This window comes from Burkholderia seminalis (assembly GCF_001718535.1).
Classification (GTDB): Bacteria; Pseudomonadota; Gammaproteobacteria; order Burkholderiales; family Burkholderiaceae; genus Burkholderia; species Burkholderia seminalis.
Genome location: NZ_CP013400.1, coordinates 1632797 through 1648070, shown reverse-complemented (window position 1 = coordinate 1648070; position 15274 = coordinate 1632797). Strand labels below are relative to the sequence as shown.

Below are 15274 nucleotides of genomic sequence, written 5' to 3'. Positions count from 1 at the left end.
GCTCGCCGCTTCGCGAGCGCATCACCCGCTTCAACGCATCAACCTGAGCAGACCGCCGCCATGTCGTAGCCGGCGCGGTCCCGACTTGCGCGGCGCTCATCCCGCCGCCGCCACCGACCGCCCGAACGCCGCAACGCGCCGGGCTCCGATCGCAAGACAGGCCTGTGGCCCGTCTGAACGAACCGATCCCCGGCAGCCTGCCGGCGGCCGTCCCGTTACGGGATGCCGCGCCGGGCAGATCGCCGCGGCCGCGGTCTATCACCTTGTCTGGAGGAATTGGTTTGGCAAAAGAAGAACTGCTGGAACTCGACGGAATCGTCGACGAAGTGCTGCCGGACAGCAAATACCGTGTGACGCTGGAAAACGGCGTCGTGGTTGGCGCGTACGCGTCGGGCCGCATGCGCAAGAACCACATCCGGATTCTCGCGGGCGACCGCGTGACGCTGGAACTGTCGGTCTACGACCTCACGAAGGGCCGCATCAACTTCCGTCACAAGGACGCGAATTCCCCGCGTCCGCCGCGAAGCGGCCAGCCGCGTCGTTAAGCGGCCTCGACCGGTGCGCGGCCACTCGCGCACCGGGTCGAAACCCGTCCGGCCACGCGGCCGGACGCACCGGATGAACGCGCGTTGCATGCCGTTCGTCGGTCGCGGCGGCGCCGTCATGCCGCGGCGGCCCCCACCGCCTTCACCGGCCGCCGCGCGTGCGCAACGCTCAGGCGGCCGCGTCCCGCAGGAAATCCTCGACGATCATCGCGAAGTACGGCGGACATTCCTGCATCGGGTAATGCCCGCAATTCGGTATCGTCACGAGCCGCGCGACCGGGTGCCACGCGAGAAAGGTCGCCTGCATCGCCGCTGCGTCGATTCCCGGATCCTTGTCGCCGACGATTACCAGAAAGCGCGTGTCGAGCCCGCGGATGTCGTCGACGAAATCCGCGCCCGTCAGCATGTCGAGATACGCGAGTTGGCAACCCGGCGCCACGCGTTCGCGGTTCTGCCGCAACTTCAGATCGGCCCAGCGCGCCGACAATCCACCCGTCACGAATCGCACGAGCCGCCGAAACGCATCGTCGTCGACCGTCGTGCTCGCGAAGAATGCGCGCGCGTCGGCGCCCAGGCGGTTGCCGGCCGCCGACACCGGACACACGGCGATCGCGCTCTTGATGCGTGACGGCGCATCGGCTGCGAGCCGCTGCGTCGCCATGCCGGTCATCGAATGGCCGATCACGTGAAAGCGCTGCCAGCCGAGACGATCCGCGAGCGCGAGGCAATCGGCGGAAATCTCGTCGACGGTGCATGCGCCGGTCAGGTGGCGGGACGCGCCGTAGCCGCGCAGGTCGACGAACACGTACGTGAAGGCTGTTTCGTCGAGATACGGCAGCGTTGCCGTGTAGTTCGTGTGGTCGCCGAGCCAGTCGTGCAGGACCATCACGCATTCGGGGCCGGCGCCATGCCGCAGGGAGCCGAGCCCGTCGTGGTTGCCGGTCGGGCGGGCGGAGGAGGTGTCGATGGGGTTCATTTCAAGTCGTTTCCGTCTGGTTGGGGAACCAAAACGAAACGCCCTCCCGGCGGACCGGGAGGGCGTCTTGAAAGTGCGTCGATCGTATCGGGCCGATCGGCGAAAGTCAACGCCCGACGTGCCTTTCCGCGCGACACCTCGATGCGCTGCGCATCGGCCCGGCGGTTGTCGTCCGACGGCAGGACACGATCACCGACCGATATCGTCGGGCTCGCCTATGCGGCCGGGGGCCGTCCATGCCGCGACGCGGTGCGCACGATGCTTTACGCGCGGGGCGGCGCGGCCGTACACTCGTCGGCAATTCGCGGCCCGCGCGCGTGGCTTGCCATTCCTTCGGTGGCTTTCAGCGGGCCGACGATCGTGCCAGCCGGACATTCGTCGCGCGACGCCAGGAGGCGCCATGAGTGCAGACGCAGCCCCCGCATCCCCGTCCGTTCAGGACCGCATCCGGCACGTGTTCGTGCTGATGCTCGAGAACCGTTCCTTCGATCACCTGTTTGCACTGTCGGGCATTGCCGACATCGTCGCCGCGTCGCCGGGCAACAGCAACGCGTACGGCGGCGCGGTCTATCCGTTCGGCGGCGGCGCGCCCGACCGGATGCCGACCGATCCGTGCCACGAATTCACCGACGTGCTCGAACAGCTGTGCGGCGCGGGCGTACCGTTCGTGAAAGGGCAGGCCTATCCGTCCATCACCAATTCGGGTTTCGTGTCGAACTACGCGACGTCGCATTCCGAAGGCACGCCGCCGCGGCCGGTCGATGCGGGCAAGATCATGCAGGGTGTCGACGTCGCGACGCAGGCGCCGTCGCTTTACGCGCTCGCGAACGCGTTCGTGCTGTGTGATGCGTGGCATGCATCGATGCCGGGGCCGACCTGGCCGAACCGCTTCTTCCTGCATGGCGCGTCGTCGGCCGGGCTCGACCATTCGCCGACCAAGCAGGAAATGCTGGGATGGGACGGGTTCGACGGTTTTCCGTATCCGAAGGGTTCGATCTTCGGCGCGCTCGGCGACGACAACTGGCGCATCTACCAGGACCAGACGGGCGACCCGCTCGGCCACGTGCCGCAGGTCGCGTCGTTGAAGGGCATCAGCTTCTTCGACATCGACGATCTCGCGCATTTCGACGCCGATCTCGCGGCCGGCTACACGGCGCGCTATACGTTCATCGAGCCCGGTTATGGCGACATCGTGCACGGTACCTATCAGAACGGCAGCTCGCAGCATCCGATGGACGGTCTCGCCGGCGGCGACCGGCTCGCCGCGCGCGTGTACAACGCGATCCGCAATTCGCCGGTGTGGAACAGCAGCCTGTTCGTGATCGTCTACGACGAGCACGGCGGCTTCTACGATTCGGTCGGGCCGGGCGCCGCGCCGCCGCCGAACGACGGCGCGCCCGCGACGCTGAACGCGAGCGGCTTCGGCTTCGACGTGTACGGCGTGCGCGTGCCGGCGATCGTGATTTCGCCGTGGGTCGCGGCCGGGCACGTCGATCACACGCCGTATGACCATGCATCGGTCGCCGCGACGCTCGAGCGGCTGTTCGGCCTCGCGCCGCTGACCGATCGCGACCGCCTCGCCAACGACCTGCTGGCGCTCGTGACGCCTACGTGCCGGACGGATTGTCCGCAAAGGATCGGAACATGAGTACCACCACCCCGACTCCGGACCCGCGCGATGCGCTGCCCGTGCGCGACGGCACGAGCCTGATCGCGTATCTGCACATCCTGAGGAAAGCGCATGCGGCGCTCGTCGGACAGGAGCAGGCGCATCAACGCTTCAGCGAGATCGTCACGCGCGGGCAGGCGCGGCGGTACATCGAGGAACTGATGCCGGTGCTGCTGCACAAGCGTGCCGAGCATCGGGCGCGCAAGCATGGCGGGAAGCATCGTTGAGCGGGGGAAGCGGGACGTACGGAGAGGCAGAAGGGTCACGCTGCGGCGCTCGATGAGTGCGGCCAGTTCGAACGGCCCGAATCGGGCACGACACTTTTCCCCGCCACATGTTGGTTCGGCGAGCCTGCGCCGACCGGCTGACAGCGTACTGGCGGTAACCGTTGGGTCGTGTCACGTTGCCATTGTCTGCGCGACGTGTTGCGGCCTTGTCCTCCGCCTGGCCACTACCCGTGCCAAGGACATCCGTCGAATGGGCGGATTTTCCCCCTCTTGGCACAGTGGTGTCGCGGTCGGCAATGCGGATTTCCCTTAGCCACAATATTGGTTGGCGCTGCTCATGCAGCGTATCGGGGCATTTCCGGTATTTGCATTCCTGCTTAGTACTGGTACTAGCATTTTGTTTGTTTCGAATTGAAAAATAACGATCCAATATCAAAATTAAAAATTAAAGCGATGAATTTGGCGTTGACGAATCGGATGGCAAAAAAATAGAATTCATCGCCGTATCGATTCTTTCGTGAAAATACTTTGACGAGATTTGTGTGGAGCGCTCTCCGTATTAAAAGTTAATGTCGAAAGACGCTGTTGTCGGTATTTCGTCAAGCTGACGTTGTTCGCCGACGGAGACCATTGCTGTACGCAATACGTGACCGAAATCCGGCGTGCGGCGGCCGCCGAGTTTCTCGACGCGTATACGAAGCGGATCGGCGGCCGATGCCAGTCGGACCGTCGCTTGCCGACCATCTGACGGTCGTCGCATACAACCACGCCACATTCGGCTTCTTCCCTATGGAACGCATCACGCTCATGCCCAGGTGGGCCGGGTACGGCTTCGTTTGCGCGAGCTTCGTCGCCGCGGGCTGTACAAAGTCGCCGGAAACGTATCACGGTTATGTCGAAGGGCAGTTTTCCTATCTGTCGGCACCGTATTCGGGAAATCTGAAGACTTTGCGCGCGACACGCGGCGATCGTGTCGAAGCGGGCACGGTCGTTTTCGAAATCGGTGCGCCGGACCTGGAACAGGCAATCAAGCGTCAGTATCACCAGTGGCAATCGTCGCTGGACGTGCTCGGCGACCTGGAGCAGGGCAAGCGTTCATCGGAAATCGATACGGTGAACGCACAGCTCGAACAGACCCGGGCGAACGCCGCGCTTTCCGCGCAACGGCTCGCCCGCGCGGAAGCCGACTACGCGATACAGGCAATCTCGCTCGATCAGCTCGAACGCGAACGTGCGGCGGCCCGGGTGGACAAAGCACGAGTCAGCGAAGTCGCCAGTCAACTGAAGACGGCGCGCCTGCCGGCACGCGACGGTCAACTGCAATCGCAACGACAGAGCGCCGACGCGCAGCAGGCCGAATACGAACGGCTGCAGACGCAATTGCGGCAACTGTCGGTGCTGGCTCCCGGCAAGGGCGTCGTCGTCGATACGTTCTTCACGCCGGGCGAGTGGGTCGTCGCCGGCACCCCGGTGGTGAAGATCCTGGTCGATCTCAATACGAAGGTTCGCTTCTTCGTGCCCGAGGCCGCCCTGGCCAATTTCCGCGTCGGTCGTGTCGTGCGGATCGCATGCGACGGTTGCGACCGCGGCTACACGGCGACGATCAGTCATATCGCGTCGGACGCAGAATATACGCCGCCCGTCATCTACAGCAACGACGCACGCTCGAAGCTGGTGTTTCTCGTCGAAGCGCGGCCCGATACCGTTGCCGCGCGTGGCCTGCACCCCGGCCTGCCGATCGAGGTGACGCGATGAGTCATGCGATGCCGCTGATCGATGTGCGCGATCTGAACAAGCATTTCGGCACACGGCACGTCGTCAAAAACCTGAGCCTGCAGGTTGGTCGGGGCGAGATATTCGGCTTTCTCGGACCGAACGGCAGCGGCAAGACGACCTCGTTGCGCATGATGTGCGGACTGCTGACGCCGGATTCAGGCAGCGGGACCTGCCTTGGATTCGACATCCTGAAGGAATGCCGGGAGATCAAGCGCCGAGTCGGCTACATGACACAGCGTTTTTCGTACTGGGAAGACTTGACGGTGCGGGAGAACCTCGATTTCGTCGCGCGACTGTATGAGATCGACGCGCGAAAGGAACGCGTCGCGCGGATCCTCGCCGAGATGGGCCTGGAGTCGCGCTCGAACCAGCTGACCGGCTCATTGTCGGGCGGCTGGAAGCAACGGGTGGCGCTTGCCGCTGCGCTGTTGCAGTCGCCCGAACTGCTGCTGCTCGACGAACCGACGGCTGGCGTCGACCCGGGCGTGCGCCGGGTGTTCTGGGAGGAATTGCACCGTCTGGCAGCCCGCGGTATTTCCGTGCTTGTCAGCACGCACTATATGGACGAGGCCGAACGTTGCCACAAGCTGGCCTACATCTCGTACGGCACGCTGCTGGCCCACGGCGAGGTCGGTGATCTCGTGCGACGGCATGCGCTCCACACCTGGTCGGTGTCCGGTGGCGACCTCGTCCGGCTGAACGACCGGCTCAAGGGCCGGCCGGGCGTCGAGCAGGTGATTGCAATCGGTCGTGCATTGCACGTATCGGGACGTGACGAGGCCGTGCTTGGAGCGAGTCTCGCAGCAGTTTGCGGCGCGGGTGTCGAGATTCGCAGAATCGAGACGAATATCGAGCACGTCTTCCTGCATTTGATGAAGGGCACATCCGGGGAGTCCGGCTGATCATGATCCGCATCTCGATTTCCCGCTGGTGGAGCATGGTGACGAAGGAGTTCTTGCAGATCCGCCGCGATCGCGTGACGCTCGGGATGATCGCCGTGTTGCCGATCGTGCAGCTGGCGCTGTTCGGTTTTGCGATCAACAGTGATCCCAGGCATCTGCCGACGATCGTGCTCGCCGACGACACAAGCGAATTTTCGCGATCGCTCGTCGCCGGCATGCGCAACACGGGGTATTTCGACGTCCAGGGCGGCCTGTTTTCCGAACGCGCGGCCCGTGACGCGCTGCAAAAGGGCATCGTGCAGTTCGTGGTCAGCGTGCCGCACGACTTCTCGCGACGGCTGGTGCGCAACGAGCATCCGGAAATTCTGGTCGAGGCGGATGCGACCGATCCCGCCGCAACGGGAAATGCGATCGCCGCTCTCAATACGATGACGCAGACGGTGTTGAACAAGGATTTGATCGGAGCCTTGGTGAGAACCGCGCCTCCGCAAGCATTCTCGGCCCGGGTGCACCGGATCTACAATCCCGCCGGCATTACGCAGTACAACATCATCCCCGGATTGATGGGCGTCATCCTGTCGATGACGATGGTCATGATGACGAGCCTCGCGATTACGCGCGAACGTGAACGCGGAACGATCGAGAACATCCTCGCGTCGCCGGCAACCTCGATCGAGGTGATCTGCGGAAAAATCGTGCCGTACATCCTGATCGGGCTCCTGCAGTGCACGATCATCCTGCTGGCGGCCCGGTTCGTGTTCAGCGTGCCGTTTGAGGGCAATCCTGTAACGGTCTACTGCCTCGCATCGTTGCTGATCGTCGCGAACCTGATGGTCGGCATCGCCATATCGTCGGTCGCGCGGAGCCAGTTGCAGGCGATGCAGATGACGTTCTTCTATTTCCTGCCGAGCGTCCTGCTCTCCGGATTCATGTTTCCGTTTGCCGGCATGCCAGGCTGGGCGCGGCTGCTCGGCAACGGATTGCCGCTGACCTATTTCAACCGGGCCATTCGCGGTGTTCTCCTGAAGGGGAGCGGATGGAACGAAATATGGCCCGATGCCGCGACGATGGTCGTGTTCGCTCTGGTTGCAATGACGGTCGGCCTGCTCGCGTACCGCACCACGCTCGATTGAACGACGATGGCACAACGAACCTATCCACGCCGCCGTGCCTGCCGCGCGATTGCGGTTCTGTCGATCGCGGTCGTCATCGTCGCGGGGCAGGGGTGCAGCCATCCTGCGTTTGTCCCCCGATCCACGAGCGACCTGGCATTGCCGGCCACCTTCATGGGGATGAGCGTCCGCTCGACCGATCGCGACGAGGCCGGCATGCCTGTCGAACGCGACCCGCGCTGGTGGCGGCACTTTGGTTCGTCGGCGCTGGATGCGCTCGTCGAGCAGGCGATGCGGGACAGTCCGTCGATACGGAGCGCGGAGTCGCGGTTGATCGAGGCGACGAAGTATCTTGCGGGACAACAGGGTGCCAGTCGCTATCCGCAGGTCGACGTCGGCGCGTCAGCCAAAAGGGAGCAGTTGAATACTGCGGCCGCCGGTCTGCCGATGATTCCCAACCCGTCCCCGTTCATGCTGTACAACACGAACGTGAGCGTTCGATACGATTTCGATTTCTTCGGCGCACAGCGCCATCGGGTCGAGGCGAAACGGTATGAAGCAGCGCTGAGAAGGCATCAGGCCGACGCCGCGCGCTTGACACTGGTCAGCAATATCATCGCTGCGGTGGTCCGGGAAGGGCGGCTGCGTGACGAAATGGACGTGAACGACGCAGTGTTGCGGAACCGGCGAGCCGTTGGGAAGATGCTGCGCGAACGGCATGAAATCGGCAGCGTCGCGCATCGGGAAACGATCGATGGCGATTCGGACGTCGATCGAATCGAAGCGGAACGGGCGGCATTGCATGCGGAACTGCTGAAAATCCGGTTTCAACTCGCGGCCTATGCCGGTGTTCCATCGCCCGAGTCGCTGCCTCGGTTTCGCCTGGACGACTTGCAATTGCCGCAAGACTTGCCGTCGACGGTGCCGTCGGGGCTCGTGCGGCAACGGCCCGACATTCTCGCAGCGGAGGCGCGCCTGCATATTGCCGGCGAACTGGCCGGCATCGCCACGGCCAATCTTTACCCGCGGATCGAACTGGGGGCGAGCATCGGGTCGTCGCCGCTGGCGCTCGGTCAGTTGTTTGCCGGCGGCGCGACGATCTGGAATATCGGTGCCCAGCTTGGCGCACCGGTTTTTCGCGGTGGAGAATTGCGTGCCGCACGGGATGCGGCGATCGCCGCCTACGATGCCACGTTCGAGGACTATCGGACGGTCGTGCTGGGCGCGTTGCAGAGCGTCGCCGATGCGATGACCGAAATCGATCGCGACGCGATCGCGCTGCAAGCGCGTCGAGCGGTCGCGCAACGGCAACGGACCGTTCTGGAGATGACCCGGCGTCAGTTCGAGAACGGCAGTTCGGATCGGCTTCATGTGCTGCGCGACGAGTATGCATATGATCTGGCGCGGCTCGAGATGATTCGCGTTCGTGCGGCCAGGATGGCCAGTACGGTTTCCTTCTTTGCCGCCGTCGGTGGCGATGCGTATCGTCGGGATTGACTGCCCGTGCGCCGAGCGGGCGTCGGAGTGGGTGACCGCCGGGATGCAGGCCGGGCGGTTCCGTCCCGCGTCAATGCCGAGGCGAGACAGGGCAAGAACCTCCGTTACGCCATCCCCCCGCGTCAGCGCATCGCGGTCGGGGCGGGATCGGCGCGTCCATGATCGGCACGACGAGATCCTCGATGTCGCTCGTGACGACCCACGTATGCCGGGCGTGCGCGGCGACGTCGCGAATCCGCTCGCCGCTTCCGGGATCGACGATCAGCGCGATCGTGTTCTGTTTCGTCATGAGCGTTCCCCGTTGTGGTTACCCGGTCGACACTGTTTCACGCGTACCGGTCAATCGGGACGATACCCGGGCGATTGCGTCACGCATCGCCATTGGCTTAAGATCGACAGGAGTTCACCACACGCGTCCAGCACCAATGAAAAAAAGCATGAGCCTGCGGGTCGCCGTCATCGCCTCGGCTGTTGCGGTATACAGCGTCTACATGCACATCGACCAGCTGATCAGCGGCTGCATGTGGGTCAGGGGCCGTCAGCGCTGCAGTTTCGAAAACAGTGCGAATTTCGAAGGCTGGATGAATCTCGACTTGCTGATCACGTGCTGCTGGGTCGCCGCGGCGGTGGTGGGCTGGATTTCCGTCGCGCAGGTCGCGAAGAAGCCGGAGTAGCGGCGTGACGTACGTGCCCGATTGGATCGGTACGAAATGTCGGCTTGTCTGGCTGAATCTGTCAATCCGTGACAACGCGTATTCGTCGAGCGGCAGCGGGGGCGCGCTTCGTCCTTTCGAGCGGGTCATGAATCCGTGACCGGTCGATAGCCGGCGCGATCGTGGCGATCCCTGGCGAGAAGCGTTGCATCGCGCGCTGCGCGAAGGGAGGTTCCCATGCAGTTTCCGACGGGATCGGTGGTCGCGCTCAGCTCGGCCTCCGCGACGATGTTCTCGATGGGCATGCTGTTTCTCGGTTACTGGGGATTGCACGAACCGCTGCCCTGGCGGTTCGGCGACTATGTCGTCGTGGTGCTCGCGCTGGCGGGCTTCGCCTGTCTCGCGTGCGTGCCGTTTCTCGCCACCTCGCCGATGAAGACCCCCGGTGACGAATCTCGGATGCTCGTCGCACGGCGCGCGTTTCTGGGCGGCGCGAGCGCGGTGTGGTGTGCGATCGTCGCGTCGTTGCTCGTGTGACGCGACGGGGCGGAGACAGCGACCGGAATGCCGATGCGCACGCGGTTCGATAAGTCATATATGAGGCGCGGAAACACCGATTTAACGCGGGCATTCCTGCTTTGATTTCCCCGATAGCGTGCACTAGATTCGAAGCGTTCATGTGTCACAGAGCGCGAGGTGGAGCCATGACGCCGTGGGAGATTCAGGGCACCGAAATGATCAGCTGCAATTGCTCATACGGTTGCCCATGCCAGTTCAATGCGCTGCCGACCAACGGCAACTGCGAGGCGATGGGCGCGATTTCGATCGACAGCGGTCACTACGGCGACGTGGTGCTCGACGGCGTCCGGATCGCGGTCGTGTTCCATTGGCCGGGCGCCGTCCACGAAGGTCACGGAAAGTGCCAGCCGATCGTCGACGAACGCGCCAGCCTGGCGCAGCGCGATGCCGTGCTGAAGATCATGACCGGTCAGGATACCGATCCGTTCGCGACGATGTTCTCGGTGTACGCGTCGACGCTGGAGCACGCGTTCGATCCGATCTTCGCGAAGATCGATTTCGACGTGGATGTCGATGCCCGGCATGGCCGGATTCATGTCGATGGCGTGTTCGACCTCGCGGGCGACCCGATCCGCAATCCGGTGACGGGCGACGCGCATCGCGTGCGAATCGACCTGCCGCACGGTTTCGAATACGAACTGGCCGAGATCGGTTCGGGCACGGGGCGCTCGCACGGCAACCTCGCGCTGAATCTCGACGGCACCTATGCGCAGTTCGCGCGGCTGCACCTGAACAATCACGGACTGATCCGGCATCGCGTCGCGGCATGACTCCGCTCGGCATCTGGCTCGGGCGCGAGCGCGTCATCACGCTGCTCGGCATGGCCGCGCTCGTCGCCGTGTGCTGGTTCTACCTGTGGACGGGCGCGGGTACCGGCATGTCGGCGCTGGAGATGACGACGGTCGCGCTCTTTCCGCATCGGCTCGCGGACGACCCGGGCAGCATGGAGCCGTCGCTGCCGACCGTGATCGTGATGTGGTGGGTGATGATGATCGCGATGATGACGCCCGGTGCGGCGCCGCTCGTGATGCTGTACCGGCGCGTGTTGCGGCATCGCGGCAACGGGGAAGCGGGCTCGGCGTTCACGTCGGTGTCGCTGCTGGCCGGTTATCTGACGGCCTGGCTCGCGTTTTCGATCGGCGCGGCCTGGCTTCAGGCACTGCTGCAGCCGGCGGGGTTGATCTCGGCGATGATGCTGTGGTCGAAGAGCGCGGCCCTTTCCGCGTTCGTGCTGGCGCTGGCCGGGCTCTATCAGTTCTCGCCGCTCAAGCGCGCGTGTCTGCGGCAATGCCGCGCGCCGGCCGCGTTCCTGGTCGCGCACTGGCGTCCGGGCGTCGCCGGCAGTTTCCTGCTCGGTGCGCGCCATGGGGCGTACTGCGTGGGCTGCTGCTGGCTCCTGATGGCGCTGCTGTTCGTCGGCGGCGTGATGAACGTCGTGTGGATTGCCGCGTTGTCGCTGTTCGTGTTTGCGGAAAAGATCCTGCCGGGCGGAGAACGTGTCGGCCGCGCGCTCGGCGTCGTGCTGATCGTGTGGGCCGGCGCGACGTTGCTGGTCTGATCGTCCGCGGCTGGCGCCAGCGGCCGTGCACCGGCCGTGATGGTGCTCGCACCGGCAACGCAGCCATGTCAACGGGAGACGATCGATGAAGATCCGCTTTCATGCCGCTGCCGTCTTGTGTGCGGTGGCAACCGTTGCGATGCCGGTATTGGCCGCCGGCGACATGGCCGGCATGGACATGGGCGGCAGGAAGATGGCGGCACCGGACGCCGCGCTGACCGATGCCGAGGTGAAGAAGGTCGACACCGGGCGCGGGATGGTCACGCTTCGGCACGGCGCGCTCGACAACGTCGGGATGCCGGCGATGACGATGGCGTTCAAGGCCGGCGATGCGGTGACGATCGGGGCGCTGCGCACCGGCGACAAGGTCAGGGTTCGGATCGAGCGCGTGGACGGCGTGCTCACGATCGTGAAGCTGGTGAAGGGTCCGTGACGACGGGCGGTGCGGACAGGTTCGCCGCGGGCCGACGATGCGCGGCCCGGCATGCTTTCGCCATTCATGCTACGTAACGCAAGGCCGATGTTACGTCCGCGTTGCCGGGACGCAGGTGCGGATCGGCAAGGTCGAGCCGGCGCCGAAGCGATGCGCCGTACCCGAACGCGCCGCCGGCAGGTCATCGCGTCCCGATCGAAAGACTGTGAACGGGGCCGACGGAAATGGCACGGTAGATGCTTGATGGAAGGATCGCGCTGAATAGCAGACGGGGGCTTCCATGCAACATCCATTCATCAAGGCGAATGTCGCGTTCGCCGCCATTGTCGCGGCATGCACGCTGGCTGCGTGTGGTGGCGGAGACATCACGGCACCGCCGCTGGCCGGCAACACCATCGGGACGAGTACCAGCGGGACGACCAGCGGTACCAGTGGGTCGAGCGGTTCGAGCAGCGGTGGTACCAGCGGGTCGAGCGGTTCGAGCAGCAGTGGTACGAGCAGCAGTGGCACGAGCAGCAGTGGCACGAGCAGCAGTGGCACGAGCAGCAGTGGTACGAGCAGCAGTGGCACGAGCAGCAGTGGCACGAGCAGCAGTGGTACGAGCAGCAGCGGCACGAGCAGCAGTGGTACGAGCAGCAGTGGCACGAGCAGCAGTGGCACGAGCAGCAGTGGCACAAGCAGCAGTGGCACAAGCAGCAGTGGCACGAGCAGTAGCGGCACGAGCAGCAGCGGCACGAGCAGTAGCGGCACGAGCGGCGCGCCAGGCACGAACGGCATCATCAGCTCCGTCGGCGGGATCGTGATGGACGCGGGCACCACGCTTGCCGGCGTGACCCTCCCCGGCGTCAGCAGGGGCGTCACCGTCGGGCCTGCCGACACGGTGACCGGTGTCGGCACGATCATCAGCCAGACGTCGAACGTCGTGAGTGCCGGTCTCGGCCAGATCGGCATCGTACCGAACCCGGTCGGCACGACGGTCGCTGGCCTCGGCAACATCGTCGCGTCGACCAGCAACCCCGTCAGCGGCCTCAGCGAAACCGTCAAGGCGCTCGGTACCGGCCCGCTCTCGCCGCTTTCACCGCTTACGACACCGATCAGCGGGCTGCTCGATACGGTGTCCAGCGGTTTGAGAACGGGCGGCACGACGCTCGGCGCGGCGTTGTCGTCGGGCCCGGTCCAGCAGGCGACGCAGGCGATCAGCACGGCGATCACGCCGCTCGTGACGACGGCGGGCCAGCTCACGCAGCAGGTCGGCACCGCCACCGGCCTCGGGCAGCCGGTGGCCGGCCTGCTCGGGCAGGTCGGCGCGGCGGTCACGTCGGCCGGATGGAAGGTGAGCGCCGCGTCGCCTCAGCCGCTCGTCGGCGGCGTCGGCACCCTTGTCCGGGCGGTCGGCAACACGGTTACCAACGTGGGCGGCCTCGTGAATCCGGGCGGCGCGAACGGTGCGGTGCCGATCTCCGGGCTGGTGACGAGCGTGGTCGGCGGCATCCCGGCGACCGTGCACGATGGTCCCGCGACCGGCACACCGGCGGGTGGTCTCGCCAATCCGCTTGCGCCGGTGACGTCGCTGGTCGGAGGCCTGCTCGGCGGCCTGGCCGGCAAGTAGCCGGTGTGCGTCGATCGCGGCGGCGGACAGCCGGCCTGTCATTGACGGGCCGGCTGGCGCCACGGGTGACTGGTCGATGGCGTTCGACGCGCGGCCGGTCGTCTGGCCCTGATCGACGCATCATCCGCGCGTGTCGCCGAGCTTCGATGGCGGTCGTGCGAGCCCGCGCGCCGGCACCGGCGTCGACATCATGATCGACGTGCGCGTTTCGCCGTACAGGTTGATGCGTTCGATCAATTGTTCGAGATGGGTCATGCCGATCGCGACGAGCCGCATCACATACGAATCCGCGCCCGTCACGTGATGGCACTCGACGACTTCGGGAATCGTCTCCAGCAGCTTGAGGAACTTCGCTTTCGCCGGCTGCGGCACCGTGATGCCGATCAGCGCGCTCACCGGGTAGCCGGCCGCGGCCGGATTGATCCGCGCCGTATAACCCTCGATGACGCCGGCCGATTCGAGGCGCTTCACGCGCTCCGTCACCGCCGGCACCGACAGGTGTACCTGGCGTGCCAGTTCCGTATAGCTGATGCGGCCGTTGGCCTGCAGCAGCGACAGTACCTTCCAGTCCAGATCGTCCATTGCGGCGGAGTTTTTAAGGTAGAGCCGCCATTTTTCCTTAAAAACCGCATTCAGCGGTGACCGGACTTTCCCTACGATGCCTGTTCAACCCGTGGATGCCACAAGGAGCAGGCGATGCTGTTCATCAAGTCCGTCGTGATGGGGCTGTCGATCGCGGTGCCGGTCGGCCCGATCGGCATGTTGTGCATTCAGCGCAGCCTGAGCCGGGGTTTTCGGGCGGGGTTCGCGACGGGCATCGGCGCCGCGTGCGCCGACGCGATCTACGGCCTGCTCGGCGCGCTGGGCATCGCAGGCATCGTTACCGCGTTCCCGATGCTGACCGTCGGCCTGAAAATCGGCGGCGGCGCATTTCTCGTCTGGCTCGCGTGGACCATCTTGCGTCAGCCGCCGGCCGAGGCGGCGCTGCAGCGCGACCTGCCGCGCACGACCGTGCTGCGGGATTTCCTGACGACGTTCGGCCTCACGCTGTCGAACCCGATGACGATCCTGTCGTTCGTCGGGATTTTCGCGGCGCTCGGCCCGCTGTCGGGCACGCCCGGCAGCTCGGTCGGGCCTGCCGTGGCGTGGATGGTCGCCGGTGTGTTCGTCGGCTCCGCCGCGTGGTGGCTGTGCCTGAGCAGCGCGACCGCCGCGCTGCGCACGAAGCTGTCGCTCGCGTTCATGCACGGGCTGTCGCGCGTATCGGCGGCCGTCATCGCGGTATTCGGCGCGGTCCAACTGGTCGCAGGCGCGCGCGCGATGATCTAGGCGTCGTTCGACCGGATGGCGTCGATCGTCGTTCGGATATGGGCGAGCAGTTCGAGCATCACCGTTTTCCGAAAGTACTGGTTCATGCGCGTGCTGACGGCGACATCGGCCGGCAACGCGTCGATCGCACGCTGGACCGACAACAGATCGTCGGCGAGCCGAGCCGGCGCATCGGGCGGCCACCGGTCGAGCGCCGTGGCGATTTCGTCCGGCCAGAAACCGAACGCGTCGATGCCGCAGCATCCGGCGACGCAGTTCGTCTCCAGCGCATCGAGCAACGGCATGACCGCGGTCAGATGCGGGTCGATTTCGACCGCGCGCCCCTGGCCGCCCGCCAGATCGCCGACTTCGATCCAGCGATCCTTGCCGATGCTGATGTCGTCCTTGTGCGGTTTTCCGTTCATCGCCG

18 protein-coding genes are annotated in these 15274 nt (G+C 65.2%); 15 read left to right on the top strand and 3 right to left on the bottom strand.

The features are described from left to right. Positions 1–281: 281 nt before the first annotated feature. A complete protein-coding gene (gene infA, locus WJ12_RS28080; protein WP_006483034.1) occupies positions 282–545 on the top strand; it encodes a translation initiation factor IF-1 in 264 nt (87 codons plus the stop codon). Positions 546–714: 169 nt separating this feature from the next. Here infA and WJ12_RS28075 read toward each other — a convergent pair whose 3' ends face one another. Then, positions 715–1521: an alpha/beta fold hydrolase gene (locus tag WJ12_RS28075; RefSeq protein ID WP_059556588.1), complete on the bottom strand. Its 807-nt coding sequence runs from the start codon at positions 1519–1521 to the stop codon at positions 715–717. Between the two features lie 400 nt (positions 1522–1921). On the opposite strand from WJ12_RS28075, the gene WJ12_RS28070 reads away from it, so the two are divergent. The 13 genes from WJ12_RS28070 (at position 1922) to WJ12_RS37205 (ending at position 13536) form a co-directional block, all read left to right on the top strand. Continuing rightward, complete coding sequence (locus WJ12_RS28070) at positions 1922–3169, top strand: alkaline phosphatase family protein (RefSeq protein WP_059556587.1); 1248 nt, start codon at positions 1922–1924, stop codon at positions 3167–3169. Further along, on the top strand, positions 3166–3417 hold the full coding sequence (locus tag WJ12_RS28065) for a hypothetical protein (protein ID WP_059556586.1): 252 nt from the start codon (positions 3166–3168) through the stop codon (positions 3415–3417). Before WJ12_RS28070 ends, WJ12_RS28065 begins: the two co-directional genes overlap by 4 nt. Before the next feature lie 630 nt (positions 3418–4047). After that, the gene (locus tag WJ12_RS28060; protein ID WP_156810508.1) at positions 4048–5172 is read left to right on the top strand and encodes an HlyD family secretion protein; all 1125 of its coding nucleotides are present in this window, start codon (positions 4048–4050) and stop codon (positions 5170–5172) included. An 8-nt stretch (positions 5173–5180) separates the two neighbouring features. After that, positions 5181–6095 carry an ABC transporter ATP-binding protein gene (locus WJ12_RS28055; protein ID WP_226103899.1) on the top strand — a complete coding sequence of 305 codons (915 nt, stop codon included), beginning with the start codon at positions 5181–5183 and terminating at the stop codon, positions 6093–6095. 2 nt (positions 6096–6097) lie between these two features. Beyond that, positions 6098–7228 carry an ABC transporter permease gene (locus WJ12_RS28050; RefSeq protein ID WP_059556583.1) on the top strand — a complete coding sequence of 377 codons (1131 nt, stop codon included), beginning with the start codon at positions 6098–6100 and terminating at the stop codon, positions 7226–7228. 6 nt (positions 7229–7234) lie between these two features. Then, complete coding sequence (locus WJ12_RS28045; protein WP_082744615.1) at positions 7235–8704, top strand: efflux transporter outer membrane subunit; 1470 nt, start codon at positions 7235–7237, stop codon at positions 8702–8704. A gap of 425 nt (positions 8705–9129) precedes the next feature. Further along, positions 9130–9378, top strand: a complete 249-nt coding sequence (locus WJ12_RS28040) for a hypothetical protein (protein ID WP_034191296.1) — start codon at positions 9130–9132, stop codon at positions 9376–9378. A 216-nt stretch (positions 9379–9594) separates the two neighbouring features. After that, positions 9595–9894: a hypothetical protein gene (locus WJ12_RS28035; RefSeq protein ID WP_034191297.1), complete on the top strand. Its 300-nt coding sequence runs from the start codon at positions 9595–9597 to the stop codon at positions 9892–9894. A 167-nt stretch (positions 9895–10061) separates the two neighbouring features. Beyond that, the gene (locus tag WJ12_RS28030; protein WP_034191298.1) at positions 10062–10706 is read left to right on the top strand and encodes a DUF1326 domain-containing protein; all 645 of its coding nucleotides are present in this window, start codon (positions 10062–10064) and stop codon (positions 10704–10706) included. Next, positions 10703–11494, top strand: a complete 792-nt coding sequence (locus tag WJ12_RS28025; protein WP_034191299.1) for a DUF2182 domain-containing protein — start codon at positions 10703–10705, stop codon at positions 11492–11494. Before WJ12_RS28030 ends, WJ12_RS28025 begins: the two co-directional genes overlap by 4 nt. Before the next feature lie 85 nt (positions 11495–11579). Then, positions 11580–11927: a copper-binding protein gene (locus tag WJ12_RS28020; RefSeq protein WP_059556581.1), complete on the top strand. Its 348-nt coding sequence runs from the start codon at positions 11580–11582 to the stop codon at positions 11925–11927. A 333-nt stretch (positions 11928–12260) separates the two neighbouring features. Beyond that, positions 12261–12641 (top strand): hypothetical protein, encoded by a 381-nt coding sequence (locus tag WJ12_RS37210; protein ID WP_059556580.1) that lies wholly within the window; start codon positions 12261–12263, stop codon positions 12639–12641. Positions 12642–12729: 88 nt separating this feature from the next. After that, on the top strand, positions 12730–13536 hold the full coding sequence (locus tag WJ12_RS37205) for a collagen-like triple helix repeat-containing protein (protein WP_059556579.1): 807 nt from the start codon (positions 12730–12732) through the stop codon (positions 13534–13536). Between the two features lie 120 nt (positions 13537–13656). On the opposite strand, the gene WJ12_RS28005 is transcribed toward WJ12_RS37205, so the two are convergent. Then, positions 13657–14118 carry an Lrp/AsnC family transcriptional regulator gene (locus tag WJ12_RS28005; RefSeq protein WP_059556578.1) on the bottom strand — a complete coding sequence of 154 codons (462 nt, stop codon included), beginning with the start codon at positions 14116–14118 and terminating at the stop codon, positions 13657–13659. A gap of 114 nt (positions 14119–14232) precedes the next feature. Between WJ12_RS28005 and WJ12_RS28000 the strand changes: the two genes are divergently transcribed. Next, positions 14233–14865, top strand: coding sequence for a LysE family translocator (locus WJ12_RS28000; RefSeq protein ID WP_034191304.1), 633 nt, complete (start codon positions 14233–14235; stop codon positions 14863–14865). Here WJ12_RS28000 and WJ12_RS27995 read toward each other — a convergent pair. Continuing rightward, positions 14862–15269 carry a DUF6331 family protein gene (locus tag WJ12_RS27995; RefSeq protein WP_059556577.1) on the bottom strand — a complete coding sequence of 136 codons (408 nt, stop codon included), beginning with the start codon at positions 15267–15269 and terminating at the stop codon, positions 14862–14864. The two genes, WJ12_RS28000 and WJ12_RS27995, sit on opposite strands and share 4 nt — an antisense overlap. Positions 15270–15274 lie beyond the last annotated feature (5 nt).